Origin of the sequence: Prochlorococcus marinus str. SB, assembly GCF_000760115.1 — a bacterium.
Taxonomy (GTDB): Bacteria; Cyanobacteriota; Cyanobacteriia; order PCC-6307; family Cyanobiaceae; genus Prochlorococcus_A; species Prochlorococcus_A marinus_D.
The window spans coordinates 430,662-456,076 of sequence record NZ_JNAS01000002.1; the positions used below are offsets into that span (position 1 = coordinate 430,662).

Genomic DNA, 25,415 nt, shown 5'->3' on the forward strand with positions numbered 1-25,415 from the left:
GATTACTCAAAGTTAGCCATGCAAGGATCAAACTTGAAGCACGGTGGAAATGTATATGCAACTGCGAAAAAATTAAATTTATTACCCTCAGAAATCATTGATGCAAGTGCATCATTAGTACCCTTTGATCCCCCTCAGATACTAATAGATTCAATAAATGCGGAAATTAAGAAACTTGGCTTTAGATATTACCCAGAAAGAAACTTGAGTGATCTGAAAGAAATAATCGGCAAATTTCATGGGATAAATCCAGACAATATATTGCCTGGAAATGGAGCTTCTGAATTAATAACCTGGGCAGGTTATGAAGCATCCAAATTCGGAATAAGTTGTATTCCTTCTCCATCATTTGTTGATTATGAAAGATCTTTAAATTGTTGGAATAGCAATTTTATACATTGCGAATTACCTAAAAACTGGAATGATATTTTTCCTCAATCATTTCCGCTTCATCCAAAAGGTGATGTTATTTGGATAACAAATCCACATAACCCTACCGGCCAATTATGGGGAAAGAATTCATTGGAGGAAGTTGTGAAAAAATATAAATTAGTTATCTGCGATGAAGCTTTCTTATCGATAACACCTAATGGAGACAAAGAATCTTTAATACCATTAACCAAAAGATTTGATAATTTATTAGTCTTGAGAAGCTTGACCAAAATCTTCAATATTCCTGGTCTTAGATTAGGTTACGTTATTGGCTCATCGAAAATATTAAAAGAATGGGAAATAAATAGAGATCCTTGGCCTTTAAATTCATTTTCTATTAAAGCCGGAATTGATCTACTAAGTAATAAGAAATTCTATGAACAGTGGACAAAACAGATTCACAGCTGGATAAATATTGAAAAAAAAAGAGTATTTGAAAAATTATCAAAAATAGAGAACCTTAAAGTTCATAACTCTTCAACCAACTTTTTTTTAATAGAAAGTAAAAAATCCTTGTCGCCTAATATAAAATACTTAGAAAATAAGGGAATATTGCTTAGAGAATGTACTTCATTTAGATTTCTGGATGAAAAGTGGGCAAGAATAAGTTTGCAGAGTAGGAAAAATAACACTCTTTTATGTAAAGAAATTCAGAATTCCTTAAAAAAATAATTAAAAAATTTCCTAATCTCAATTTTAGATTTGATTTTATTATTATTAGCCATATTCTTCTTCATAATATCTAAAATTTCATAGTAATATTTTCCGTTTTTTGATTTTCTCTTAAAAATTCTTTCTATAGTTTCTTCAAAAACTTCTTTAGAAATTTTACTTTGATTCAATAAAACTGATCCTCCAATTTCAGCAAGAATCATTGCATTTTTTTCCTGGTGATTATTTTTAGAATAAGGAAATGGAATTAAAATTGAAGGTTTTTCAGTTTCTATAAGTTCATTTATTGTTCCTGCACCAGATCTCGATATTACAAGATCACAGTTTTGAATCAAAGCTGCGATTTCATTAGTAAATTTCTTTTGAACATAATTATTGTAATTTTTTACATTAAAGGATTGTTGATTACATTCGCCAATAATATGAACTATCCGAAACTGTTTTTTCATTAAAAATTCAAGAGATTCGTTAAGAATTTGATTTATAGCTTTTGCTCCTTGGCTACCTCCCATAACAATCAAAAGAGGTCCTTTTCCTTTTGGGACCCATTCTGGCAAGGGATGGGATTTATAGAATTGATCTCTTAAAGGAGTCCCAGTGAAAATAGTTTTACAATTTCTTAAATAAGAATTTGTTTTCTTAAATCCTAGAAAAACATAGTTACACAAAAAACCAAAATATTTCGTGACCATTCCTGGAATTAAATTTGATTCATGAATAATGACAGGTATCCTGAGTAGTTTTGAAGCAACAATAGTAGGGGCAGATATATAACCTCCAGTCGTAAAAACCAAGTTAATTTTTTTTTCTTTTAAGATCCTAATTATTTGGAAAGTTGACATTAAAATTTTTATATATTGATAAAACAAAAAAATATTTTTTCTTGGTGTCTTTAAATTCAAAGTCTTCAAATTATATTTTTGGGGAATCAAATTTGCATCAAGTCTTTGCTTAATACCCAACCAATGAATATTCCACTCATCCTCCACCTCTTTAGAAACTGCTAAAGCTGGAAAAATATGGCCTCCTGTTCCACTAGCTGCAACTAATAAATTATTTTTTTTAGACATAAAAACTTAAATTAGTAGAATGAAAATAATAAATGATAAATATGTTGAATTTAAACTTATTCAGAAATATAGGATTCCCTCTCTACTTATTTATTTATCTCATTCTCCCCTATTCAGCAATAACGCAAACTTTAAAAGTTGATTTTATAAGAAATTTAGAGACCTCATTAAATAAGCGAGACTTAGAGTTTTTTAAAAAAAATTTTAGAAATGATGAAAACCAAAATATTCCAAAACAATTTTCAAAGATTATTAATGATTTCCCTAACAGCAAATGGAAGATCAAAAGATTAAAATCTAATATTCCAGATGAAGATATTTTGCGAATAAAAGTTTCTGGGGAAAAAATAGTTAACGGAGAAATATATATACTCGAATCCAAATTTGATTATATATTTTCAATCGTAAATGGAAAAATAAGTGAAGGGATTATCAAAAATTTATTCACCACAATAAGAAACGATAATAAAAAAATAGATATTAGTTTTAAAATTCCTGATAAAGTACTTACTGGTTCAAAATACGATATCGATATAATACTAAATAATCCTCTTGAAGAAGTGATTATTGCTGGAGCTATAAAACCTCATCAAGTTAATTCAATGTTTGAACAAGAAATATTATTGGAACCATTGGCGTCTGGAGGGATTTTTAAAATTACAAGAGCCCCTTCAAAACCAAGTATGCAAATTTGGTCAGGAATCATAGCTCATCCTGAGGGAATGATTACTTTCACAAAGAGCATTGATATTGTTGATGAGATATAGCCTAAGCGTTGTTTAAAGCAGCCACACCTGGTAAAGTTTTACCTTCTAAAAGTTCCAAACTAGCCCCACCTCCGGTAGATATATGAGACATTTTCTCAGCTAATCCTGCTTTTTCAACTGCTGCAACTGAATCTCCACCACCAATTATTGTACAAACTTCAGAAAAAGCACTTAAGTCTGCAAGAGTCGTAGCTATTGCATTTGTACCATCTGCAAATTTATCAAATTCAAAAACTCCCATTGGACCATTCCAAATAATTGTCTTACATTCTGCAAGAGCATTCTGAAAAACTTTAATGGAATCTGGACCAATATCTAGACCCATCAAATTCCCACTAATTGCATCAATTTGAGATATTTTACTATTGGCGTCAGGAGAAAATTCATCAGCCAAAACAACATCAGTAGGTAATAATAACTCTACTCCTTTTGCTTTTGCTTTTGCTTCTAAATCTTTAGCAAGCTCGAGTTTATCTTCTTCTACAAGGCTCTTTCCGACATCTAAACCTCTAGCTTTATAAAAAGTGAAAATCATACCTCCACCAATCATGATTTTGTCACACTTATCTAGTAAAGAATCAAGTACTCCTATTTTGCTGCTAACCTTTGACCCCCCAACTATTGCTGCCAATGGACGATTTGGGGAATCTACTGCTCCTTGTAGGTATTTCAATTCTTTTTCTAAAAGGAATCCAGCTACTGAGGGACTTAAATAATTTGTAACACCCTGAGTTGAAGCGTGCGCTCTATGAGCAGCACCGAAAGCATCATTTACATACATATCTGCATGTGATGCTAATTTTTCGGCAAACTCCAAGTCGTTCTTTTCCTCTTCACCAAAAAAACGAACATTCTCAAGTAAAAGAACATCTCCATTAGATAAGCTACTTGATTGTGCAACTGCTTCATCACCAATACAACTGTTGGTAAGAGCAACATTTTGGCCCAACAATTCACTTAATCTTGCTGCTACTGGAGTTAATCTCATTTTTTCATTTACCTGACCCTTCGGTCTACCAAAATGAGCAGCTAAAATGACTTTTGCAGAATGATTAATAAGATATTCAATAGTTGGAATCGCTGCACGAATACGCGTATCGTCGGTTATTTGACCGTCTTCATTTAATGGAACATTAAAATCTACTCTAACAAGAACTTTTTTTCCTTCTAAATGTGTCTTATCAAGACTGGAAAGAGATAATTTTGACATTAAACAAGCTATATTTATGATCTCAAGACCCTAACGTTAATTTGGGCTTATTGGGTTAAAAAGTAGTTACTGTTACCTATGCCTTAATAAATTTTAAGAATTAACGATTATAAAAATTTTTAGTTATTAAATTTATACTAAAATTTAGAAGTAAATACTTTTGAAAGTTATAAAAACTAAAAGGAATACAAAATTTTATTTGATTTATTGAAGTGGACATACCCAAAATCCAATGGTACCCAGGCCATATCGCAAAAGCAGAAAAGAAATTATCTGAAGTTATCAATAAAGTAGATTTAGTTATAGAAGTTAGAGATGCACGAATTCCTTTGTCAACAGGACATCCACACTTAAATAAATGGATAAATAATAAAAAACATATTCTTGTTATTAACAGATCAGATATGATCTCCCCGAATACAATCAATAGTTGGAATAAATGGTTTAATTCTAAAGATCAATATCCTCTTTGGTGTGATGCTAAAAGAGGAATAGGGATTAAAGAAATTTGTAAGTCAGCCAAAGATTCTAGGTCGTCAATCGACGATAGAAGACTCTCTAGAGGAATGCGAATTAGGCCAATTAGAGCCCTTACACTTGGTTTTCCAAACGTAGGAAAGTCGGCATTAATTAATAGAATCGCAAAAAAAAGAGTTGTAGATAGCGCTAGGAAAGCAGGCGTGACTCGTAATTTAAGATGGATAAAATTAGAAAGTGGTATAGATCTTCTAGATGCTCCTGGTGTTATACCTCCAAATTTAGAAGATCAAAAATCAGCACTTAATCTTGCACTGTGTGACGATATTGGAGAAGCTGCTTATGAAATAGAGAGTGTCGCAATTGGATTTATCAAAATTATATCCACTCTCAACAAAGATAAGAATGCGAATATCTCAGTTAAACAAATATCTAATAGATATGGAGTTGATATTACTAAAGGCTTTAAGAGTCCTTCTGCTTGGATCGACGAAGCAGCTTCAAAACATACCTCAGGCGATAAAAGGAGAATGTCTCATAAGTTATTGGAAGATTATAGAAATCAAATGCTGGGTAAAATTGCTTTAGAAGTCCCACTATGGAATTAAATAATCAAAATTCTTTCGGCATTGGAGAAGGTGAGCTTATAGAAATTATTTATGAGCTACCTCTTCCTATGAGGCTAGACAGATGGCTGGTAAGTAAAAGACCAGAACAAAGTAGAGCAAGAATTCAACATTTTATAAATTCAGGTTTAGTACTTGTAAACTATAAGACTGCGAAAGCAAAGACCCCATTAAAAAATGGCGACAATATTCAAATATGGATGCCTCCTCCAGAACCTCTTATTTATTTGAAACCTGAAAAAATGGATTTAAATATCCTTTTTGAAGACGAACACATCATAGTAATTAATAAACAATCAGGACTAATTGTTCATCCAGCCCCTGGACACAAATCTGGAACTTTAGTGAATGGATTACTTTTTCACTGTAAAGATCTACCTGGAATTAATGGGAAGCTAAGACCTGGGATTGTTCACAGATTAGATAAAGATACCTCCGGATGTATGGTTGTTGCAAAAAGCCAAGAGGCATTAGTAAATCTCCAGAAACAAATTAAAGAAAAAATAGCATCACGCGAATATATTGCAGTAATTCATGGAGCACCGAATTCTGAAGAAGGCCAAATAGTGGGAAACATTGGCAGAGATAAATTAAATAGATTGAAATATAAAGTAGTTGAAGAAACCTCAGGAAGGTATGCCTGTACCTATTGGAAATTAGAAGAAAGATTTGGCAATTACTCATTAATGAGTTTCAAACTAGATACGGGGCGAACGCATCAAATAAGAGTACATTGCGCTCACATTAATCATCCAATTGTGGGTGATCCGTTATATGGAAGATGTAAAAAACTGCCATGTAAATTAGATGGCCAAGCTTTACACGCCATTAAGCTTGGACTTATACATCCAATAAATGGGAAAGAAATGATATTTGAATCAGAATTACCATTAGATTTTCAAAAATTACTAAGTGTTCTTAAAGTTAAATAAGATTCAAAGAGGAATTTAGAAGCGATTTTGTATACGTGTTTTGAGTTTTAGTGAATATTGTAGAACTTTCTCCTTCATCAACTATCTTTCCGTGATTCATAACTAGCAACCTATCGCAAAATCTTTTAGCAATGCCCAAATCGTGAGTAATAAAGATAATCGTTAAATTCATTTTTTCTTGCAAGACTCTAAGTAATTCAAGAATCTCTATTTTTACTGAAGCATCCAACATATTAACGCTCTCATCACAAATCAAAATTTTTGGTTTCAACAATAGCGCTCTGGCTAATGAAATTCTTTGCAATTGACCACCCGATAATTGGCTAGGATAAGAATTAAAAAAATCATTATTTAAGGGAAGATTCAAATTTCTAAACATTAATTTTATTTCTTTTTCGATTTTTCTTTTATCTGAAATTTTTTGAATAAAAAATATATCTTCCAAAATACTTTTAATTGTCATTTTAGGGTTCAAACTTGAAAAAGGATCTTGAAAAATAATTTGCACTTTATTGTTCTTTTTAAAAGATTTATTTTTTTTCGATGCATGATTTTTATCATAAATTTTGATTTCACCACCTCTTACTTTAAGAAGTCCAATTAAAGCCCTACATAATGTACTTTTACCACTCCCTGAAGAACCAACTATTCCAAGAGTCTCATTCTCATATAACTTAAAACTAACTTCATTTAAAGCCTTATTCCATTTATTAATGAAAATTGAAGAATTTAATTTATACCAATGTCTTAGGTTATTTACCTCTAGAACGACCTGATCTCGAGCATTATTTTTAGTATTTGGTTCTAATACTATTTTTGAAGCATTTACTAACTTTTTCCCGATATCTGATTTTGGTGATTGAAAAATATCTAATATATTCCCTTTTTCAACAATCGATCCCTTTTCAATTATTGCAACTTTTTTACACCACTTTGCTGCAAGATTAATATCATGACTAATTAAAATTAAAGTTGTATCAAATTCATTACATAGATGAATTATTTCTTGCATAATTTCAAAACTTGTTTTGGTATCTAAGCTTGTTGTAGGTTCATCAGCTATTAATAATTTAGGTTTCAAAGCAAGTGCCATTGCTATAGAAACTCTCTGTCTCATTCCCCCGCTAAATTGATGTGGGAAAGAATCAAGTCTACTTTCTTCAATTCCGACTTTTTGAAAAACTCCTCTTACTAATTTTTTAATAGCTAAAGATGATTTAGTTTGATCATGTATTTTAAATAATTCATATAAATGATCCCCAACTCTCATTAGCGGATTAAGTTTTTTTATAGAGTCTTGATAAATAAATCCAAAATTCTTTCTTCTAAATAATTGTGCATCTTTGTTGTTTATTTTCCTAGGATCTACATTAGAAATAGATAGATACCCTTTAGAAGTGGCCTTTGCAGGCAATATATTTACTAATGTTTTTGCAAAAGTGGTTTTCCCACATCCAGAAGGTCCTATTATGGCCAAATGATCTCCACTATCAATTTCCAAATTAAAATTTTTGATAATAGGTTGCTGTTTTAGACCATATTTAACAGTAAGATTTTTAACTACAATAATTTTTTCTTTATTTTTTTCCATGATTTATAGCAAATTTTTCTAGACATAAATAAAATACATCTAAAGCAATATAAAATGTCCGAGGCAGCTGCAAATTCAAAAGAAAAAAACGAAATTGAAGTTTCCAAAACTATTTTGCCTGAAAATAAAAAATATGAAAGTGAATCTTTGAATTATCAAATAAACATTCCCGATTGGCTTCTTAAAGATATTCATAATTTTGAAAAATCAAATAAAGAAAATGATGAGAATCAAAACCTTATAGTAAAGGCTTTTAAACTTGCTTATAAAGCTCATGATGGACAATTCCGTGCGAGCGGCGAGCCATACATTATCCACCCGGTTGCTGTTGCAAATCTCCTTAAAGAAATAGGTGCTAGTTCATCTGTTATTGCTGCAGGCCTTTTACATGATGTAGTTGAAGATACTGGCATTGATTTATCCGAAATAGAAACAAATTTTGGATTAGAAGTAAAAATACTTGTAGAGGGTGTAACAAAATTAGGCGGCATTCACTTTAACAACAGGACTGAAGCACAAGCTGAAAATCTTAGGAAAATGTTTTTGGCTATGGCCAGCGATATCAGAGTTGTCTTAGTTAAACTTGCAGATCGACTTCACAACATGAGAACAATTGAATGGCTAAATGATGAGAAAAAACTAAGAATAGCGAGAGAAACAAGAGAGATTTATGCACCTTTAGCTAATCGACTAGGTATAAACAGATTTAAATGGGAATTAGAAGATTTAGCTTTTAAATTCCTAGAGCCTAAAGAATATCTAGATCTTAAAGATCAAATCGCCGTTAAAAGAAGTGATAGAGAAAAAAGATTAAAAGTAACTTTGAATCTTATGAAGGAAAACTTGATTTCAGCGGGTTTGAAAAATTTTGAAATAACAGGAAGGCCAAAACATCTTTATGGCATCTGGAGCAAAATGGAAAGACAACAAAAGCATTTTCACGAGATTTATGATGTTGCTGCCCTAAGAATTATCGTGGACAATTCAGATAGTTGTTATAGAGCTTTAGCAGTTGTTCATGATACTTTCAAACCAATTCCAGGTAGATTTAAAGACTATATAGGATTACCAAAACCCAATGGATATCAGTCCTTACACACTTCTGTGATTGGAAGACATCGACCTATTGAAGTTCAAATTAGAACTACTTCGATGCATCAAATTGCTGAATATGGTATTGCCGCTCATTGGCAATATAAAGAGGGTGGTTCTCCTGCTAAAAGTAATGCCGAGAGATTTAATTGGCTAAGACAATTAGTAGAATGGCAACAAGAAGGTAATGAAAGGGATCATAATGATTATTTAGCTTCAATTAAAGAGGATTTATTTGATGAAGAAGTATTTGTAATCACTCCAAAAGGAGATGTTGTTGGTTTAAGGAAAGGATCTACCGCGATAGATTTCGCCTACAGAATCCATTCTGAAGTTGGAAATCACTGTAATGGAATAAGAATTAATGAAAAACTTTCTCCATTATCCACAGCACTTCAAAATGGTGACTTCATAGAAATTTTGACAAGTAATAATGCTACTCCAAGCTTGGATTTGCTGAACTTTGTAGTTACGCCAACTGCTAAAAATAGAATTCGCCAATGGTATAAGAAAAGCCATCGTGATGAAACGATTAAAAGAGGTAGAGATTTACTGGAAAAAGAAGTAGGTAGAAACGGTTTTGAAGCATTACTTTCTAGTGAAGCCATGAAAAAAGTTGCAAATCGATGCAATTTAAAAACTACTGAAGACCTTCTTGCATCTCTTGGTTTTGGTGGTTTAACTTTGCATCAAGTATTAAACAGACTAAGAGAAGAAATAAAATTACAGACAGAAGATGTAAAAAATGATTCTGACTCTGAAATAGCAAAATCTCTTAAAAGTAATAATAATTTATCCACTAATCAATCTAATACAGCAGCTAAATCACCAATTTCCGGGATAGAAGGTCTTGATTACAGAATAGGTAAATGCTGTTCCCCACTCCCAGGCGAGGATATTATCGGAACTGTGTCGCTCGGCAACCATGGGATAACTATACATAGGGAAGATTGTGAAAATGTAATACCAATTCCAATAGAGAGAAGATTACCTGTCGGTTGGAATCAAGATAATAAAACTGGCGAGAATAAGTTTCCAATTCAGCTAAGAATAGAAGTAATTGATCGAGTTGGAGTTCTTAAAGATATTCTTATGCGGTTATCTGATAAAGGTATAAACGTTAGTGATGCCAATGTTAAAACTGCTTTTGGTAAACCAGCTATTATAAATCTTTGTGTAGGTCTTGAAAGTTATAATCAACTTCACAAAACAATTGAACAAATTAAATCAATGGCAGATGTTTTAGATATTGCCAGAGTTGGACAAAGTTAATTTTAAAATCAGATCAATCTATCTTTTACTTTTTACCTTGTAGATAAAGAAAACAATACTGCCGCAAATCAAAGCTAATAAAATACCTACACAAGATGAACCTAAGATTAATTTTAAGGAAAAAATTCTACCTTGTTTCCATAAGTCATCAATAACTAAACTTTTTTCAAGAATTTTATTAGAAGAATTATTTAAAAAAATCGAACCAACTTTATAGTTAAAATAATAAAGTGGAATATAAGTAAAAGGGTTGCTGATCCAGGTACCAATTGCAGCTAGAACAATATTTCCCTTAGCTATTTTCGCAAAAAATACTCCCATTAAAGTCTGAAAACCAAAAAATGGAAAGCAACCACTAAATACCCCTATAGCTAAACCTTTAGCATTAAAGAAAGGACTTCCATTCTGACTCCTAAATAATGATAGAATTTTCTTATAGGTAATATCTCTTTTAAATCTCATTCAGAAAGAAAATTTCAAAATTAAATTCTTGATAATCTTACTTAATTATCCATAACAAAGCGAGAGATGGATTCGATAGTTACTACAGAAGATACGATAGCCGCAATTGCTTCAGCTATAAGTATTGGGAAGGGAGGAGTTGCGATAATAAGAGTATCAGGGAAAGACGCAATAAATTCTTGCAAAAAGATTGTTCAAACTAAATCTAAATATGCATGGGAATCACATAGAGTTTTTCGTGGTTTTATTCAGGAAAATAAACAAAATAAATTTATAGATGAGGTTTTAATTTTAGTGATGAAATCCCCAAATAGCTTCACAGGAGAGGATGTAGTTGAACTTCATTGCCATGGCGGAATTATCATAGTAAATAAAGTTTTAAAGATATTATTATCTAGTAATTCTAGAGTTAGACTTGCAAACCCAGGAGAATTTAGTCAAAGAGCTTTTCTTAATGGGAAAATAGACCTTACTCAAGCCGAGTCGATTAATCAATTAATTAATGCAAGCAATACCAAATCAGCAGAGTTAGCCTTTAGCGGGGTTCAAGGAGAAATAAAGAAAAAAATTGATGATATTAAAAATGACCTTATAAATCAACTTTGCGAAATAGAAGCAAGAGTTGATTTTGAGGAAGACTTTACAGATTTTGATTACACCAAATATCTAAAAAACATTAAAAAAGTCAAAGAAAAAATAGAATTACTAATAGAAAATGCAAAAAGAAATTCATATATTCACAATGGAATATCCATTGCGCTTATAGGTAAAACAAATGTTGGTAAAAGCTCTTTATTAAATTTGCTTGCAAAAAAAGAGAAAGCAATCGTAACTAATATTCCTGGAACAACTAGAGATGTTATTGAAGTTAATTTAACTATTAATGATATTCCAATGAAAATAATTGATACTGCTGGCATAAGAGAAACTCATGAACAAATTGAAAGTATTGGAATCAAAAAAAGTTTTGGGAAAATAAAAGAGTCAGATTTCATAATTTATATTTATAGTCTTGAAGAAGGACTTAATGAAGAAGACAAAAAAATAATAGAAGAAATCCCCAAAGAAAAATTAATTACTATTTTGGGCAATAAAAAAGATTTAATTGATTGCAAAAATATTAATTCAAATGAGTTAAAAAATACAATTCTTATGAGCATTAAGAATAATGATGGTGAAAGATTATTAATCGACACAATCATAAAAAAATGTGGATTAAAACAAGTAGAAAATATAAATATATTTTTAAACCAAAGACATCTAACAAATTTGTCTGCTTGCTTATCTAATTTAAATGATACTGATAAAATAATTGAAAATAAATTGCCATTTGATTTGTTATCAATTGAACTTAGAGATGGAATTCAAAACTTATCTAAAATAACTGGTCAAGAATTAACAGAGGAACTTCTAGATAATATTTTTTCTAAGTTTTGTATTGGTAAATAAATTTGAGTTAAATTACATAGTGATATATAGTTGGTTCTCTAACTTCAGTTTAATTTTATTAATTAATTATTTCTTAGTTTAGTGGATTTAAATACTCCAATAATAAGTAAAATCATTGATAATTGGATCGATGAAGATATAGGTAGGGGAGATCTTACAAGTTCCTCTATTAAAGAAGAGAATGGTAATGCATATTGGATTGCAAAAGAAGAGGGTATATTCTGCGGGGTTGAAATTATAAAAGAAATTTTTAGAAAAATTGATTTAAAAATCAGTCCAAAATTTAATATCTCTGATGGAGATAAATTTGTTAAAGATCAAAAACTCTTAGAAATATATGGGCCTTCAAAAAGTTTACTTACTAGTGAAAGGATCAGCTTAAATATAGCAATGCATCTATCTGGAATATCAACATATACAAAGAATCTTACAGATAAATTAGAAGGCACAAATATAAAATTAGCAGATACTAGGAAAACGACCCCTGGCTTAAGAATATTTGAAAAATATGCATTCAAATGCGGAGGTGGGGTGAATCATAGAATGGGATTATACGATGCTGCTATGATCAAAGAAAATCATATTGCATGGACAGATAATCTTAAGAATGCAGTACAAAATATTCGCCTAAATTCGCCTTTTACAACTCATATAATAATTGAAGCTGAGAATATCGACCAGGCAAAAGAAGCAGTATTAGCAGGAGCGGATAGTGTCTTATTAGATGAACTTAGTCCTGAAATAATCAGAAAAAACGTTCAAGAATTAAGAGATTTATCAACTAATAGCCTACAAAAAGAAGTCAATAAAAATTTGATAATAGAAGTTTCTGGAATAAACCCTCAAGAAATTAGTAAATATCTAATAAAAGGTATTGATTTGATTTCAACAAGTTCTTCAATAACCAAAAGTAATTGGATTGATTTGAGTATGCGTTATATTAATTAATCATATAGATAAATAATTGAATAATTAATGCTAATCATTTTTAAAGAATTAACAAAACAATTTGAACAAGCTCTTTTAGATAGTCTTGAAAAAAATGATAAAAAAGGAGAATTCGCAATTCTTAGCAAGAATTTAATTACACAATCATCAAAAGAGGAATTTGGTGATTATCAATGTAATGTTTGTTTAAGTTTATCTAAAATATATAAAAAGAACCCAAGATATATTTCTAATGATTTTATTAACCTTTTAAATAAGAATAAAAGCATAGCAAAATTATGTAAGAGTCTAGAAATAGCTGGACCTGGATTTATAAATATAAAATTAAAAGATGAGGTTCTAATAAATGAAATTAAATCAAATATTCAATGCAATAGGGCTGGCATACCTCTAATTAGAAAAGATTTAGATAGTAGTTTGTCCAATAAAGTTATTGTCGATTTTTCTAGCCCTAATATTGCTAAAGAAATGCATGTAGGGCATTTAAGATCAACAATAATAGGTGACTCAATATCTAGAATTTTCGAGTTAAGAGGTTATGAAGTATTAAGACTAAATCATGTTGGTGATTGGGGAACACAATTTGGCATGCTTATTACTCAGCTCAAAGATTTATATTCAAATGATCTAGAAGAAATAGGAAAGATCAAGATAAGTGATTTAGTTGAATTTTATAAAGAATCAAAAAAAAGATTTGATAACGAATCTGAATTCCAAAAAAGATCTAGAGAGGAAGTAGTTAAGTTACAAAGTGGAGATATTAAATCGATTAAAGCTTGGAAATTATTATGTGATCAATCAAGGAAAGAATTTGATGAAATCTATAAAAATTTAAAAATAAAAATAGAAGAAAGAGGTGAATCTTTTTATAATCCCTTCTTAAAATCAGTTATTGATGATTTGAATTTAGAAAAAATATTAGTAGAAGATCAAGGAGCAAAATGTGTATTTTTAGATGGGATGACTAATAAAGAAGGCAAACCTTTACCGCTAATTATTCAAAAAAAAGATGGAGGTTTTAATTATGCCACCACAGATCTTGCTGCTATAAGATACAGATTCAATAAACCTCCTAATGGCGATGATGCTTCAAGAATTATTTATGTAACTGATCATGGGCAAGCAAATCATTTTGCTGGAGTTTTTCAAGTTGCAAAAAAAGCAAAATGGATTCCAGAAAATTGTCAAGTAGACCATGTCCCTTTTGGATTAGTTCAAGGAATTGATGGCAAAAAACTAAAGACAAGAGAAGGTGAAACAATACGCCTAAAAGATTTATTAAATGAAGCAGTTAGAAGAGCAAAAGAAGATTTATTGAAAAGATTAGAAGATGAAGATCGTAATGAGACCGAGGACTTTATAGCAAATACTTCAAGAATTATTGGATTAGGAGCTGTTAAGTATGCAGATTTAAGTCAAAATAGGATTACTAATTATCAATTTAGTTTTGATAAAATGCTTTCCCTTAATGGTAATACTGCTCCTTATTTGTTATATACACTCGTAAGAATTTTAGGAATTAAAAGAAAAAATGATTTTGTTTATGAATCTAAAGATTTTCAGTACGTAAATTATGAACATAAATCTGAGTGGAAACTTATCAGAAAATTACTTAGGTTCGATGAAGTCATAATTTCTATTGAAAAAGACTTAATGCCAAATAGATTATGCAATTATCTTTTCGAGCTATGTCAGACTTTTAATAGATTCTATGATCAAGTTCCAATCCTCAAAGAAGAAAAAAATATAAAAATCTCTAGGCTTAATTTATGTGACCTAACTGCAAAAACACTAAAATTAAGCTTAGAGCTTTTAGGAATTGAAACTTTAGAAAGAATGTAATGAATGATTTTGATCCATTAAATAATCTTTTCCCAAAACCAAGAGAAGAAATAATAAATATGCAGTCTTACTCTGCACCTTTAGAAAATAGAAGAAATTTACTCCGCTTAGACTTTAATGAAAATACTTTAGGTCCAAGTCCTAAGGTTTTAGAGGCATTACAAGCGATAAAATTAGATGAGATTTCAATTTATCCAGAATATAATTTTTTAAAAAAATTTTTATGTGGTAAATATCTTGATTCAAGAAAATTTAGTAATGATGAAATCGGAATTTTCAATGGAGCAGATGCAGCAATAAATGCAATTTTTAATTGCTTTGGAGAAAAAGATCAGATATTTCTAACCACAAATCCAACTTTTGGTTACTATTCTCCTTGTGCAGAAATCAGAGGAATGAAAAAAATAAGTTGTTCTTACATTGGAGAAAATTTTCTATTCCCCATCGAAGAATTTAGGGAAAAAATAATAAAGCATAATCCAAAGTTAATATTTATTTGCAATCCAAATAATCCAACAGGAACTGTTCTAAGCTCTCATGAAATAATTAATTTAGCCAATATCAATAAAGATTCATTAATAGTTGTTGATGAACTATATGAAAAATTTAATGGAGATAGTCTTCTTGAATCGATAGATTTTGAAAAGAATAAAAATATACTAATAATCCAATCTCTTTCAAAAACTGCAGGTCTAGCTGGTTTAAGAATAGGTTTTACTTTTGGCAATAAAAGTTTAATTCAGTACATTAATAAAGTTACAGGACCATATGATGTAAACAGCTTTGCTATAACAGCTGCATTAGCAGCACTTAAAGACAAATCATATATTGATAATTATGTTTTAGAAGTAAAAAAGGCGAGGGAATGGATTTTAAATAAATTTAAATCAACAAAAATCAGAACTCACTTTAGTGGAGGTAATTATTTCTTAATTTGGCCAAAAAAAGATCCTAAAATCTTAATAAAACAGATGAGAGAAAAAGGAATTCTTATTAGAAGTATGGAAAACAAAAAAGATATCGGTAATTCTATAAGGGTTAGTATTGGAACTAAAGAACAAATGATTTTTTTCTGGGACAATTACAAGATATTAGATTTAAAAAATTAATTACTGAAAATATAAATTGTATTTTGATCGATTCTTTTAGGTTTTATTTGAAAATCTTTTCCAACATATTTTACTTTAAAATCATTCATATTTTCGATAAATAAATCAGCATTTGAGAAATCACATTCTTTATTAATTTTTTTGCCGCGTTCAAAGTGAACAGGAATAACTACATTAGGTTTTAGAAGCTTAACTATTTTTGAAGCTTCTTTACCATTGTAAGATTTTATTCCTCCTCCAATTGAAATAAACAATATATCTGGACTAGACAAAATAATTTGACTGTTTATATCAATATCACCAGCAGCTCCTCCCATATGAACAATTTTAAGATCATTCTGCTCCCAACTCCATACAGTTGCCATCCCAAATCTTCTTCCATCTACTCTGTCATGTGGTACAGAAATTCCATTTAATAAAATATCCTCAAATTGATAGATTCCTGGCTCAACGAACATTAATTGATCATTAGGGTTATATCCTTCATCTGGAAGCCTAGAACTAGCCAAAATAAAATCTACGTTTATTTCTTTTGGCTCCTTTAAATTACTCGCACAACCTATTGCTTTAAAGGGATTTATAAGAATAGATTTATCTGCACTAGTAATTAAAAAACTACTATGTCCCAAACTTTTTATTCCTAAATTCCTCGCCAATAATGAGGTAGGCAAAAAAGAGCTAACTAATATCAAAAATAAAAAGTTTTTAATTTGAGAAATCATAATATTAATTTTTTTTATTTTACTTTTGTTCAGCCATTTTTAGAAAATTACTAATTAATTTATGACCAAATTGTGTCAACACACTTTCAGGATGGAACTGTACCCCATGTAAATGTTTATATTCTTTATGAGAGATAGCCATAATTGTTGAGTCTTCTAAAGTCGCAGTTATGTCGAAACAAGATGGTAAAGAACTTGAATCAACTATAAGACTATGGTATCTAGTGGCCACAAATGGAGTCTCGATATCTTTAAACAATCCTTTTTGATTATGAAATATTTTGGATGTCTTACCATGCATAAGTTCTTTCCCAACTATAACCTTACCTCCAAAAGCTTGGGCCAAAGCTTGATGACCTAAACAAACTCCCAATGTCGGAATATTTTTAGATAATTTTTTTAAGATTGGCAGACAAATTCCAGATTGATCTGGATTGCCTGGACCTGGAGATAATAGAATTCCATCAGGATTTAGTTTGATAATTTCTTCTAAAGTAATTTCATCATTTCTTTTAACTATTAATTCTTTAGTTATTTCATGCTCAACTGAAAGTTCTCCTAAATATTGAACAAGGTTATAAGTAAAACTATCGTAATTATCAATAACAAGAAACATATTTATATGGATTTAAAATAACAACTTTATTTTAGGAACAAAGATATATACAGCAATAATAACAGAATTAATGGAAGCTAATAATACTGCTCCTGCAGAAGTATCTTTTGAAATTTTAGCCAAAATACTAAATTCTTTTTTCACTACTAAATCAACGATTGATTCAATAGATGTGTTCAATATTTCTAATATTAAAACAGACATTATTGTTGCAATCAAAATAACATAATTACTTAGACTAATTTTAAGTAAAAAACCAATTATTAAACTTATAACTGCAAAAATTAATTGAATTTTAAAATTTCTAGAAGTTTTTAATACATAACTAATACCACTGAAAGCATACTTAAAACTTATAAATACATTACTAGAAGTTTTATATGATTCTTTTCTATTTTCTAAGTAGTTTATTTTTTTTTCCATTAATTTTTAATCTAAACGAGTAATTAAATATTCTTGGAAATTTAACATATTTTCTAAATCATGCTCATTATTATGATCCCATCCCAAAAGATGTAAAAATCCATGACTAGCCAACCAGATCATCTCTCTATAGATTGAATGTTTATATTCATAAGATTGCTGAAGTGCCATCTCTAATGATATAAAAATATCTCCCAACTCTATATGATCTAAATTATTTAGAGATTCATCAGAAATAATTGGAAAAGATAGAACATCAGTTGGACCATTTTTTTGCATCCATTTCTTATTCAAAAAAGCAATTTCTTGATTAGATATTATCTGTAAACCTAATGAAAAAGATTTTTTTTCAAAAATATAATTTGGTAATTCATAATCCTCTTTTTTTAATATAGTATTTATCCAAGATAAAAAAACTTTCTCCCAAAAAATAGATTCAAAAATAAGATGAGTTTTAGTATCTTTTAACTTATTTGAAAATTGAGAGAAATCATTACATTGAAAAACCAAATCTAAATTTATTTCAGAAATAATTTTTTCTGTCATACATTCTTATACAGGAATATTGGGCTTACCTATTGTGGCTACAAGTATTAATATCCCAATTAAAACTAGAAAGGTTATTGAAAAATGAGAAATACTTTTTGAACCCTTCCTTACCATATTTCTCATAGCAAGCTTTATAAAGCTTGGAGGAGCAACTTTTTTTTCTATATTTTCGTTTATATTTTTCATTAGTTATTCAATAGATTCGGTAGAAGAAATATTCATACGTAATAATTCATGAATAAATGGTTCAAGTCCACCATCTAAAACACTATCTAACTCGTTAGTCTCCTGCATAGTCCTAAGATCTTTTACCATTTGATAGGGATGGAAAACATAATTTCTTATTTGATTGCCCCATGCAGCTTCCACAATATCACCTTTAATATCAGCAACTTCTGCAGCTCGTTGTTCTTTAGCAATCACTAATAGTTTAGACTTAAGAAGTAACATAGCTTTTTCTTTATTTTGTAATTGAGATCTTTCTTGGGTACATCTTACTGAAATCCCTGAAGGCATATGAACAATTCTCACCGCTGTTTCTACTTTATTAACATTTTGTCCTCCAGCTCCACCGGATCTACTTGTTGTAATTTCTAAATCTTTTTCAGGTATATCAAGTGAAATATTGTCATCTAATTTTGGCATAACCTCAACCCCCGCAAAGCTGGTTTGTCTTTTGCCATTGGCATTAAAAGGAGAAATTCTTACTAATCTATGAGTTCCTTTTTCATGTTGCAGATAGCCATATGCATATTTTCCATCAATTTCGAACGTTACACTTTTAATACCTGCTTCTTCTCCTTGAGATAATTCATTAATGACAAGGCTCATTTGATTATTATCGGCCCATCTAGAGTACATTCTTAATAATATCTCTACCCAATCCTGCGCATCTGTTCCACCCGCACCTGCGTTAATAGAAACTACTGCTCCTTCCTTATCGTATTCACCACATAACAATCTTTCAAATTCCCATTTATCCAAATTCTCTCTTAATTTCTTTAATCCCAGCTGCGATTCTAAAATCATTTCCTCTTCGGGCTCTAGAGAATAAAGCTCAAGAGAGGCATTAGCATCAGAAATAAAAGTTTTCCATTTATCTAACAATTCGAGTTGTGCTTTAACATCATCAAGGATTAACATTTGCTTTTTAGCTTCTTCTTGATTATCCCAAAATTCAGGCTGAGCAGAAATTTGCTCTAACTCTTTCCTTTTCGCTTTTAATCTTGGAACGTCAAAGACAATCCTGAGCATTACCCAGGCGCTCTGTTAGTTCCGAAAGATCTTTTTTGAAATCTGTAATATCTATCAAAATAGAATTTAATCGTTATTTATAATCTAACAAGCACTTTTGTTTAATAGTATAAACTAAGTATTATTTTAAAAAAATGTCCAAAGTTGAAATTTATACTTGGCAATATTGCCCATTCTGTATTCGAGCAAAATCACTACTCAAGAAAAAAAATGTAAATTTTACAGAATATAAAATTGATGGCGACGAAGATGCCAGAGCATTGATGATTGAAAGAGCTGATGGTAGAAGAACATTACCACAAATATTTATAGATAATGAGGGTATCGGAGGCTGCGATGATCTCTACGCATTAGAAAATGAAAATAAATTAGAAGCATTATTAAACTAGATCTTATGAAATTTCTATTCGTAATAGATCCAATTAAAAATATAAATCCCTTAAAAGATTCAACTGCTGCTTTAATGCAAGCATCATCAAAAAAAAATATTGAAATCTGGAGTTGTACTCCTCAAGACCTGGAAGCTAGAGGTGATGAAGTATGGGCATCTTCCGTAAAAGTTGAAGTAATTCCATGGATTTCTTTCAAAGAGAATGATTGCATACCTCTCGCCGAATTTAATTGCATTTGGATGAGAAAAGATCCTCCTGTAAATGAAGCTTATTTATATGCAACCCATCTTTTAGAAGTTGCCGAAAGAAAAGGAGTAACAGTAATTAACAAACCCTCATCGTTACGAGCGTGGAATGAAAAACTAGGTGCTTTAAGATACAGCCACTTAATGGCACCTACAATAGTTGCGAGTAAGGTAAAAGATCTTATTAATTTTGCAAATATAAATAATGAAGTAGTCATAAAACCTCTAGGAGGAAAAGGTGGTCAAGGTGTTATAAGGATAAATAAAAATTCTCCAGGAATTAAATCAATCATTGAATTAATCACTTCTCAAGAAGAATTACCCGTTATGATGCAAAAATTTATTCCTGAAGTCGTAGAGGGTGATAAAAGAATAATTATCGTAAACGGAGAAGCAATTGGATCAATAAATAGGATTCCTCAAGGAGGCGATTTTAGGAGTAATTTAGCGATGGGAGGTAAGGCTGAACCCACATTATTAACAGAAAAAGAAAAAAGTATCTGCTCAGAATTATCTCAACACTTCAAAGATGAGGGTTTATTTTTTGTAGGTATTGATGTAATAAATGGAATGCTTAGCGAGATTAATGTAACCAGTCCAACAGGTTTAAGAGAAATAGAAAATTTATCCAATAAAAATGTTTCAGAGGAAGTTATTGAAAAATTAGTAGAAATTATCTAGGGTTTTTAGCGCAAAATATCTGTTTTACTATAGATTCAAATTTTAATTTAATCTCATCTATTTCTTTCTCTAAAACGGAGCCAGAAACTATACCTGAACCTGCAGTAAATTCAATATTTTCTTCAATACATCTAGCGCCTCTTATTGCCAAAAGAAATGAAGCATTGCCTGATGAATCAACCCAACCCATTGGAGAAGCATAATTTCCTCTAGGAAAAGACTCAAGAGTGTTTATCCAATCCAATGCTGCATTTTTTGGGTATCCACAAACAGCTGGAGATGGATGTAAGTTTTTAAGCAATTCAAAAGGACAAATATTTTCAACTTTAGAGAAAATGAGTGTTTGCAAATGAGAAATATCTCCAAATGAATTTACCTTGATATCACTTTTTTTAAAGTTTGTTATTTTTGAAACTTCTAAAGATTTAATCAAATGTTGTATTACATAATTATGTTCCTTTAAGTCTTTAGTACTTTTTAGGAGTTTCTTAAAATTTGAATTAGTAGAGATAGTTCCAGCAAGAGCCTCTAAAGTTAAATTAGGTTTAGAGAAAGAAAATAATTTTTCTGGAGATGCTCCAAACAAAATATCCTTACTATTCCTTTTCCAAACGTATCTACATGTATTTGGTTGATTCTTTTTAAATCTTTTTAAAATTTCTATTAAATCTAATTTATTTTTAAGTTTTATTTTAATCCTATTCGCTAAAACTATCTTTTCTAGGATATCTTTATCTACTAATTGAATTCCTCTATTTACTACTTTTTTCATGTTTGTTTTAGAAGTTTCTAAGGAGCGTGAGAAATCATCAATAAAAGGGGAATCAGAACTAGTTTTTAAGCCAGATGATTTTATTAATTCTGAGCCAGAATTAATAACTTGATTTCTAATTGTCCATATTTCTTCAATTAATGTTCTCAATGATGATTTACCTTCAACATGACCATTGATTCTTAACCAGCAATTCTTGCCACTTTTAGTAATTAATATTTTTGGCAAAATGGCTTCCAAACTAGGGATATCTGAAGGTAAATTCTTATTATTCAAATTTTCAGAGAAAGAAAATAAATAAATTATTTTTGAAAGTGCAGAATTATGCGATTCATTAGTTAAGTTAATTAAATTTTTAAAATTCTCAGAATTAAACTCTTTTGCTACCTCAAATCTTTTTGGGCCATCCAGAGTAACATATTTACACTTCTCGAAAGCTATATATGAAATTCCATCAGATTCCTCCCAAAATGAAGAAAACGGATATTTATTTATTAACAATTCATAAACTTGGAATAAATCAATACAAGGAATCTCAACACAAATACTTACTAATCCAGAATTTTCAACTTTCTTATCGAAAGAGGAAAATACATCTTTTAAAAAATCTGTTAAGTTTAAATCATTTTTCATTACTTATTGAAAATAACTAAAAATGATGCAATAAAGTAAAAAATGTAACTCAATTTATAAACTAAATTCAATAATTATCTAATTTTGCGTGTTAATTAAAAATGGACGAAGATAAAAAAAAATTATGGAAAAAAGCAATAAAATGGCCTCTTTATTCTGTTGCTATACTTCCAGTTTTAATAACAGGGGCTTACTTGCTCAATCAATATGAAGAGGTAAAAATTTATAATTTGATTTCATTTACTTTAGCTGCAATTTTGATATTACTTTGGGAAAATCTAACTAATGATTTATACGACGCAGAAACAGGAATCGATGAATTTAAATTCCATTCAATTGTAAATCTTGTAAAAAATAAAAAAATAATTTCATTTATTGCATATACATCTTTAGTTATTGGTTTATTAATAATTTTAATTATTTCAGTATCAACAAGTATAAACATTTTTATTTTGGTGGCAGCTTGCTGCTTCTTGGGATATTTATATCAAGGTCCTCCTTTTAGATTGGGCTATCAAGGTTTAGGAGAACCATTATGCTGGCTTGCATTTGGACCTTTTGCGTACTCTGCAGTCTTAATTGCGTTAAATCCGTCTAATATTTACTTCGAAGATATTCCATGGAAAGTTTCTTTATTACTTGGTTCAGGACCTTCCTTGGCAACAACTCTTGTATTATTTTGCTCTCATTTTCATCAAATTTCTGAAGATAAAAAGCATGGGAAAAATTCACCTTTAGTTCGCTTAGGAGCAAAAAAAGGTTCTCAATTTGTGCCTTGGATAATTTTTACAATATATATTTTTCAACTTTTCACAATAGTTTATGGATTTATTCCAGTGTTTTGCATCCTTTATTTGCTTAGTTTCCCTCAAGCAATAAGACTTATAAATTTATTAAAATCTTCGTATGCAAAACCTTCTGCAATAAAAAATTGCAAATTCGTCGCAATAAAATTTCAAACTCTTAATGGAATTGGTTTAATCACAGGATTAATATTTAATTACTTGCTAAATAAATGAACTTAATATTTCAAAAAAAATCTTATAGCTTTAAGTTATCGGCCAAAGTAGAAAATTCTAAAACCAATTACCACACAAAATCGGGTTGGATAATTAAATTAATAAGTAATGATGAAAAAATAGGGTTTGGAGAAGTTTCACCGCTACATAAAAAAGACTTAAAAAAGTGTGCGAAACAACTAGATATGATCCCTGAGTATATAGAGGAATTTAATTTATCTGAGCAAATAAATATTTTTCACCCATGTATTCAATCTGCAATAAATTCTGCATTAGCTGAGATCAATGGAAAAATAATTTTTAAAGAAAACTACTACTTTGATGAAATTGGCAAAACAGCCATATTGTTAAATCATGAAAATGTAGTTTCAGATCTAAATGATATTAAAAAAAGACATTGTGATATTGGAAAATCATTAACCTTAAAATGGAAAGTAGCACTAAAAAATAACCATGAGGAAGAAGCAAAATTAGAAGAAATTTTAAGCAAAATAGGTAATAATATTAAGTTAAGGATAGATGCTAATGGTTCTTGGGGAAGAGACATAGCTAATAGATGGGCTGATATTTTGAAAGATAATAAAAATATAGATTGGTTAGAGCAACCTCTCTGTGTTGATGATATTGATGGACTAACAGAACTCAACAAAAAAATCCCTATAGCCTTAGACGAATCACTTTTAAAATTTCCAACTTTGATTGATGAGTGGAAGGGTTGGCAAATTAGAAGGCCTTCTCAAGAAAATAATCCAGTTAAACTTTTAAGAGAATTAGAAAATAAAAAAGCTTTAATATCTATAAGTACCTCATTTGAAACTGGAATAGGAAAGAGATGGCTCCATCATTTATCTTCTCTACAATTACAAGGACCAACTCCAAAAGTTCCTGGTTTAGCTATGAATAAATTCCCTAATTCGTTTCTATTTTTAAATGAAGCAAAAAAGATATGGGATCTCCTATGAAAAATAAAATTCATACTATTGAAGTTGAAAATAACGAAACTCAATCTGTAGAAAAAATTCTTGAAAAAATTAGGGAGAATAAAATTATATATGTAAAAAACAAATTTTATGAAGACGAAGATGTATTAGATTCAATTACTGAAAATGGGCCAGCAATTATCTTAAAAAGTAGTGGGAGTTCTGGAAAACCGAGACAATGTTTTCACCATTTAAATAATCTTATATTATCTGCAACTACATCAGGTCAATGGCTAATAGAGCAAGGATTTGAATTACAAAACTGCTTAATTTTAAATACTTTACCCCTGAACCATATAAGTGGATTAATGCCAATTTTTAGAAGTCAAACTTGGGGATGTCATTGTATTAATATTTCTCCGAATTTGATAAAAAAAACACGAGAACTTTTACTTTTCACAATTAAATTTAAAAAAAACAAAAAACACTTGATTACGTCATTAGTACCTACCCAATTACAAAGACTTTTAGCTCAAAAAGATGGAATTAGTTGGCTAAAAATTTTTGATCTAATTTGGGTTGGTGGAGCTTCAATTTCAGACGAAACTGCAGAACAATGTATAAAAGAAAAAATAAAATTAGCCCCTTGTTACGGCTCAACTGAAACAGCAGCAATGGTTACGAGTTTAAAACCAAAAGAATTCTTAATGGGTTTTAAAAATGTTGGAGAAATACTACCTGATACAAAAATAAGAATTAATACACAAGGATTAATCGAAATAAACTCAGCCAGAATTGGAATCGAAATAAAAGACTCTTCAAAAACTGAAAATTTCAAAAATAAAAATGGGTGGTGGCAAACAGGTGATTTAGGTGAAATTAATCAAATAAATAATTCATTATATTTAGACTTTCTTGGTAGAAGTGATAACGCTTTTAATTCTGGAGGAGAAATCGTTTTTCCAAAAGTAATTGAATCTCGATTAAATGATTTCATTATGAAAGAAAATATCCCAATTAATAAATTCAATATTTCAAAAGTGTCCGACAAATTATGGGGAAATAAAATTAAAATAATTTTGGAATATAAAGAACATACAAATCATAAAAATATTGAAAATTCATTAAATTTATTAAAAGAATTTTCTCAAAGTTGGCCTAAACATGAAAAACCTGAAAAGTGGATTGTTAAAAAAAATACCACTCCAGAAAAAATAAACTATAAATTTAAAAAATAA

Annotated in this window: 25 protein-coding genes; 14 read left to right on the top strand and 11 right to left on the bottom strand. The window is 29.9% G+C overall.

The features are described 5' to 3' along the window. Positions 1 to 18 precede the first annotated feature (18 nt). A complete protein-coding gene (locus EV02_RS03930) occupies positions 19 to 1,104 on the top strand; it encodes a pyridoxal phosphate-dependent aminotransferase (protein ID WP_413677148.1) in 1,086 nt (361 codons plus the stop codon). Here the strand turns inward: EV02_RS03930 and EV02_RS03925 are convergent. Beyond that, complete coding sequence (locus EV02_RS03925) at positions 1,083 to 2,174, bottom strand: UDP-N-acetylglucosamine--N-acetylmuramyl-(pentapeptide) pyrophosphoryl-undecaprenol N-acetylglucosamine transferase (protein WP_032519693.1); 1,092 nt, start codon at positions 2,172 to 2,174, stop codon at positions 1,083 to 1,085. The two genes, EV02_RS03930 and EV02_RS03925, sit on opposite strands and share 22 nt — an antisense overlap. A 41-nt stretch (positions 2,175 to 2,215) precedes the next feature. On the opposite strand from EV02_RS03925, the gene EV02_RS03920 reads away from it, so the two are divergent. After that, complete coding sequence (locus EV02_RS03920) at positions 2,216 to 2,941, top strand: hypothetical protein (protein WP_032519695.1); 726 nt, start codon at positions 2,216 to 2,218, stop codon at positions 2,939 to 2,941. Between the two features lies 1 nt (position 2,942). On the opposite strand, the gene EV02_RS03915 is transcribed toward EV02_RS03920, so the two are convergent. Further along, entirely contained in the window at positions 2,943 to 4,151 is a 1,209-nt protein-coding gene (locus EV02_RS03915) for a phosphoglycerate kinase (protein ID WP_032519696.1), read from the bottom strand. A 212-nt stretch (positions 4,152 to 4,363) separates the two neighbouring features. On the opposite strand from EV02_RS03915, the gene ylqF reads away from it, so the two are divergent. Together ylqF and EV02_RS03905 are read left to right on the top strand one after the other, a co-directional pair. Continuing rightward, positions 4,364 to 5,236 carry a ribosome biogenesis GTPase YlqF gene (gene ylqF / locus EV02_RS03910; RefSeq protein ID WP_011817687.1) on the top strand — a complete coding sequence of 291 codons (873 nt, stop codon included), beginning with the start codon at positions 4,364 to 4,366 and terminating at the stop codon, positions 5,234 to 5,236. Then, positions 5,227 to 6,186, top strand: coding sequence for an RluA family pseudouridine synthase (locus EV02_RS03905; RefSeq protein ID WP_012007000.1), 960 nt, complete (start codon positions 5,227 to 5,229; stop codon positions 6,184 to 6,186). Before ylqF ends, EV02_RS03905 begins: the two co-directional genes overlap by 10 nt. On the opposite strand, the gene EV02_RS03900 is transcribed toward EV02_RS03905, so the two are convergent. Next, the gene (locus EV02_RS03900; RefSeq protein WP_032519697.1) at positions 6,179 to 7,777 is read right to left on the bottom strand and encodes an ABC transporter ATP-binding protein; all 1,599 of its coding nucleotides are present in this window, start codon (positions 7,775 to 7,777) and stop codon (positions 6,179 to 6,181) included. The genes EV02_RS03905 and EV02_RS03900 overlap by 8 nt on opposite strands. Positions 7,778 to 7,831: 54 nt before the next feature. On the opposite strand from EV02_RS03900, the gene EV02_RS03895 reads away from it, so the two are divergent. Next, complete coding sequence (locus EV02_RS03895; RefSeq protein ID WP_032519698.1) at positions 7,832 to 10,141, top strand: RelA/SpoT family protein; 2,310 nt, start codon at positions 7,832 to 7,834, stop codon at positions 10,139 to 10,141. A gap of 18 nt (positions 10,142 to 10,159) precedes the next feature. Here the strand turns inward: EV02_RS03895 and EV02_RS03890 are convergent, their stop codons facing one another. Beyond that, positions 10,160 to 10,603, bottom strand: coding sequence for a DUF2062 domain-containing protein (locus tag EV02_RS03890; protein WP_032519699.1), 444 nt, complete (start codon positions 10,601 to 10,603; stop codon positions 10,160 to 10,162). A 66-nt stretch (positions 10,604 to 10,669) separates the two neighbouring features. On the opposite strand from EV02_RS03890, the gene mnmE reads away from it, so the two are divergent. From mnmE to EV02_RS03870, 4 genes are all read left to right on the top strand, one after another. Next, entirely contained in the window at positions 10,670 to 12,052 is a 1,383-nt protein-coding gene (mnmE, locus tag EV02_RS03885; RefSeq protein ID WP_032519700.1) for a tRNA uridine-5-carboxymethylaminomethyl(34) synthesis GTPase MnmE, read from the top strand. Between the two features lie 81 nt (positions 12,053 to 12,133). Next, positions 12,134 to 13,000: a carboxylating nicotinate-nucleotide diphosphorylase gene (nadC, locus tag EV02_RS03880; RefSeq protein WP_032519701.1), complete on the top strand. Its 867-nt coding sequence runs from the start codon at positions 12,134 to 12,136 to the stop codon at positions 12,998 to 13,000. A 27-nt stretch (positions 13,001 to 13,027) separates the two neighbouring features. Beyond that, positions 13,028 to 14,842 carry an arginine--tRNA ligase gene (argS, locus tag EV02_RS03875; protein ID WP_032519702.1) on the top strand — a complete coding sequence of 605 codons (1,815 nt, stop codon included), beginning with the start codon at positions 13,028 to 13,030 and terminating at the stop codon, positions 14,840 to 14,842. After that, positions 14,842 to 15,951 (top strand): pyridoxal phosphate-dependent aminotransferase, encoded by a 1,110-nt coding sequence (locus EV02_RS03870; protein ID WP_032519703.1) that lies wholly within the window; start codon positions 14,842 to 14,844, stop codon positions 15,949 to 15,951. The genes argS and EV02_RS03870 overlap by 1 nt, the downstream gene beginning before the upstream one ends. Here EV02_RS03870 and EV02_RS03865 read toward each other — a convergent pair. From EV02_RS03865 to prfB, 6 genes are all read right to left on the bottom strand, one after another. Further along, a complete protein-coding gene (locus tag EV02_RS03865) occupies positions 15,948 to 16,673 on the bottom strand; it encodes an MBL fold metallo-hydrolase (protein WP_032519704.1) in 726 nt (241 codons plus the stop codon). The two genes, EV02_RS03870 and EV02_RS03865, sit on opposite strands and share 4 nt — an antisense overlap. 19 nt (positions 16,674 to 16,692) lie before the next feature. After that, complete coding sequence (locus EV02_RS03860; RefSeq protein ID WP_032519705.1) at positions 16,693 to 17,289, bottom strand: anthranilate synthase component II; 597 nt, start codon at positions 17,287 to 17,289, stop codon at positions 16,693 to 16,695. 12 nt (positions 17,290 to 17,301) lie between these two features. Next, the gene (locus tag EV02_RS03855; protein WP_032519706.1) at positions 17,302 to 17,712 is read right to left on the bottom strand and encodes a diacylglycerol kinase family protein; all 411 of its coding nucleotides are present in this window, start codon (positions 17,710 to 17,712) and stop codon (positions 17,302 to 17,304) included. A gap of 6 nt (positions 17,713 to 17,718) precedes the next feature. Then, positions 17,719 to 18,258, bottom strand: a complete 540-nt coding sequence (gene ybeY / locus EV02_RS03850) for an rRNA maturation RNase YbeY (protein WP_032519707.1) — start codon at positions 18,256 to 18,258, stop codon at positions 17,719 to 17,721. Between the two features lie 6 nt (positions 18,259 to 18,264). Continuing rightward, a complete protein-coding gene (locus EV02_RS03845; RefSeq protein ID WP_032519708.1) occupies positions 18,265 to 18,447 on the bottom strand; it encodes a DUF3285 domain-containing protein in 183 nt (60 codons plus the stop codon). A 3-nt stretch (positions 18,448 to 18,450) separates the two neighbouring features. Then, positions 18,451 to 19,573 (bottom strand): peptide chain release factor 2 gene (gene prfB, locus EV02_RS03840; protein WP_152556883.1). Its coding sequence is split into 2 segments (ribosomal slippage): positions 18,451 to 19,497 and positions 19,499 to 19,573, totalling 1,122 coding nucleotides; the frame shifts between segments, so codons are not numbered across the junction. A gap of 76 nt (positions 19,574 to 19,649) precedes the next feature. Between prfB and grxC the strand changes: the two genes are divergently transcribed. After that, positions 19,650 to 19,904 carry a glutaredoxin 3 gene (gene grxC / locus EV02_RS03835; protein ID WP_011817672.1) on the top strand — a complete coding sequence of 85 codons (255 nt, stop codon included), beginning with the start codon at positions 19,650 to 19,652 and terminating at the stop codon, positions 19,902 to 19,904. 5 nt (positions 19,905 to 19,909) lie between these two features. After that, positions 19,910 to 20,833, top strand: coding sequence for a glutathione synthase (gshB, locus tag EV02_RS03830; RefSeq protein ID WP_032519711.1), 924 nt, complete (start codon positions 19,910 to 19,912; stop codon positions 20,831 to 20,833). On the opposite strand, the gene EV02_RS03825 is transcribed toward gshB, so the two are convergent. Continuing rightward, positions 20,826 to 22,238, bottom strand: a complete 1,413-nt coding sequence (locus tag EV02_RS03825) for a chorismate-binding protein (protein ID WP_032519712.1) — start codon at positions 22,236 to 22,238, stop codon at positions 20,826 to 20,828. The genes gshB and EV02_RS03825 overlap by 8 nt on opposite strands. A gap of 101 nt (positions 22,239 to 22,339) precedes the next feature. On the opposite strand from EV02_RS03825, the gene menA reads away from it, so the two are divergent. Genes menA through EV02_RS03810 form a run of 3 tightly spaced genes read left to right on the top strand, consistent with a single transcriptional unit; the run spans position 22,340 to position 25,415 of the window. Beyond that, entirely contained in the window at positions 22,340 to 23,257 is a 918-nt protein-coding gene (menA, locus tag EV02_RS03820) for a 2-carboxy-1,4-naphthoquinone phytyltransferase (protein WP_032519713.1), read from the top strand. Next, positions 23,254 to 24,219 carry an o-succinylbenzoate synthase gene (locus tag EV02_RS03815; RefSeq protein WP_032519715.1) on the top strand — a complete coding sequence of 322 codons (966 nt, stop codon included), beginning with the start codon at positions 23,254 to 23,256 and terminating at the stop codon, positions 24,217 to 24,219. The genes menA and EV02_RS03815 overlap by 4 nt, the downstream gene beginning before the upstream one ends. Then, on the top strand, positions 24,216 to 25,415 hold the full coding sequence (locus EV02_RS03810; protein WP_032519716.1) for an AMP-binding protein: 1,200 nt from the start codon (positions 24,216 to 24,218) through the stop codon (positions 25,413 to 25,415). Before EV02_RS03815 ends, EV02_RS03810 begins: the two co-directional genes overlap by 4 nt.

Excerpts from the sequence above, each read along its gene's own strand:
- EV02_RS03930 (WP_413677148.1), top strand. The coding sequence starts at position 19 with ATGCAAGGATCAAACTTGAAGCACGGTGGAAATGTATATGCAACTGCG.
- EV02_RS03925 (WP_032519693.1), bottom strand. The coding sequence starts at position 2,174 with ATGTCTAAAAAAAATAATTTATTAGTTGCAGCTAGTGGAACAGGAGGC.
- EV02_RS03920 (WP_032519695.1), top strand. The coding sequence starts at position 2,216 with ATGTTGAATTTAAACTTATTCAGAAATATAGGATTCCCTCTCTACTTA.
- EV02_RS03915 (WP_032519696.1), bottom strand. The coding sequence starts at position 4,151 with ATGTCAAAATTATCTCTTTCCAGTCTTGATAAGACACATTTAGAAGGA.
- EV02_RS03905 (WP_012007000.1), top strand. The coding sequence starts at position 5,227 with ATGGAATTAAATAATCAAAATTCTTTCGGCATTGGAGAAGGTGAGCTT.
- EV02_RS03900 (WP_032519697.1), bottom strand. The coding sequence starts at position 7,777 with ATGGAAAAAAATAAAGAAAAAATTATTGTAGTTAAAAATCTTACTGTT.
- EV02_RS03895 (WP_032519698.1), top strand. The coding sequence starts at position 7,832 with ATGTCCGAGGCAGCTGCAAATTCAAAAGAAAAAAACGAAATTGAAGTT.
- EV02_RS03890 (WP_032519699.1), bottom strand. The coding sequence starts at position 10,603 with ATGAGATTTAAAAGAGATATTACCTATAAGAAAATTCTATCATTATTT.
- mnmE (WP_032519700.1), top strand. The coding sequence starts at position 10,670 with ATGGATTCGATAGTTACTACAGAAGATACGATAGCCGCAATTGCTTCA.
- argS (WP_032519702.1), top strand. The coding sequence starts at position 13,028 with ATGCTAATCATTTTTAAAGAATTAACAAAACAATTTGAACAAGCTCTT.
- EV02_RS03870 (WP_032519703.1), top strand. The coding sequence starts at position 14,842 with ATGAATGATTTTGATCCATTAAATAATCTTTTCCCAAAACCAAGAGAA.
- EV02_RS03865 (WP_032519704.1), bottom strand. The coding sequence starts at position 16,673 with ATGATTTCTCAAATTAAAAACTTTTTATTTTTGATATTAGTTAGCTCT.
- EV02_RS03860 (WP_032519705.1), bottom strand. The coding sequence starts at position 17,289 with ATGTTTCTTGTTATTGATAATTACGATAGTTTTACTTATAACCTTGTT.
- EV02_RS03855 (WP_032519706.1), bottom strand. The coding sequence starts at position 17,712 with ATGGAAAAAAAAATAAACTACTTAGAAAATAGAAAAGAATCATATAAA.
- ybeY (WP_032519707.1), bottom strand. The coding sequence starts at position 18,258 with ATGACAGAAAAAATTATTTCTGAAATAAATTTAGATTTGGTTTTTCAA.
- EV02_RS03845 (WP_032519708.1), bottom strand. The coding sequence starts at position 18,447 with ATGAAAAATATAAACGAAAATATAGAAAAAAAAGTTGCTCCTCCAAGC.
- grxC (WP_011817672.1), top strand. The coding sequence starts at position 19,650 with ATGTCCAAAGTTGAAATTTATACTTGGCAATATTGCCCATTCTGTATT.
- gshB (WP_032519711.1), top strand. The coding sequence starts at position 19,910 with ATGAAATTTCTATTCGTAATAGATCCAATTAAAAATATAAATCCCTTA.
- EV02_RS03825 (WP_032519712.1), bottom strand. The coding sequence starts at position 22,238 with ATGAAAAATGATTTAAACTTAACAGATTTTTTAAAAGATGTATTTTCC.
- menA (WP_032519713.1), top strand. The coding sequence starts at position 22,340 with ATGGACGAAGATAAAAAAAAATTATGGAAAAAAGCAATAAAATGGCCT.
- EV02_RS03815 (WP_032519715.1), top strand. The coding sequence starts at position 23,254 with ATGAACTTAATATTTCAAAAAAAATCTTATAGCTTTAAGTTATCGGCC.
- EV02_RS03810 (WP_032519716.1), top strand. The coding sequence starts at position 24,216 with ATGAAAAATAAAATTCATACTATTGAAGTTGAAAATAACGAAACTCAA.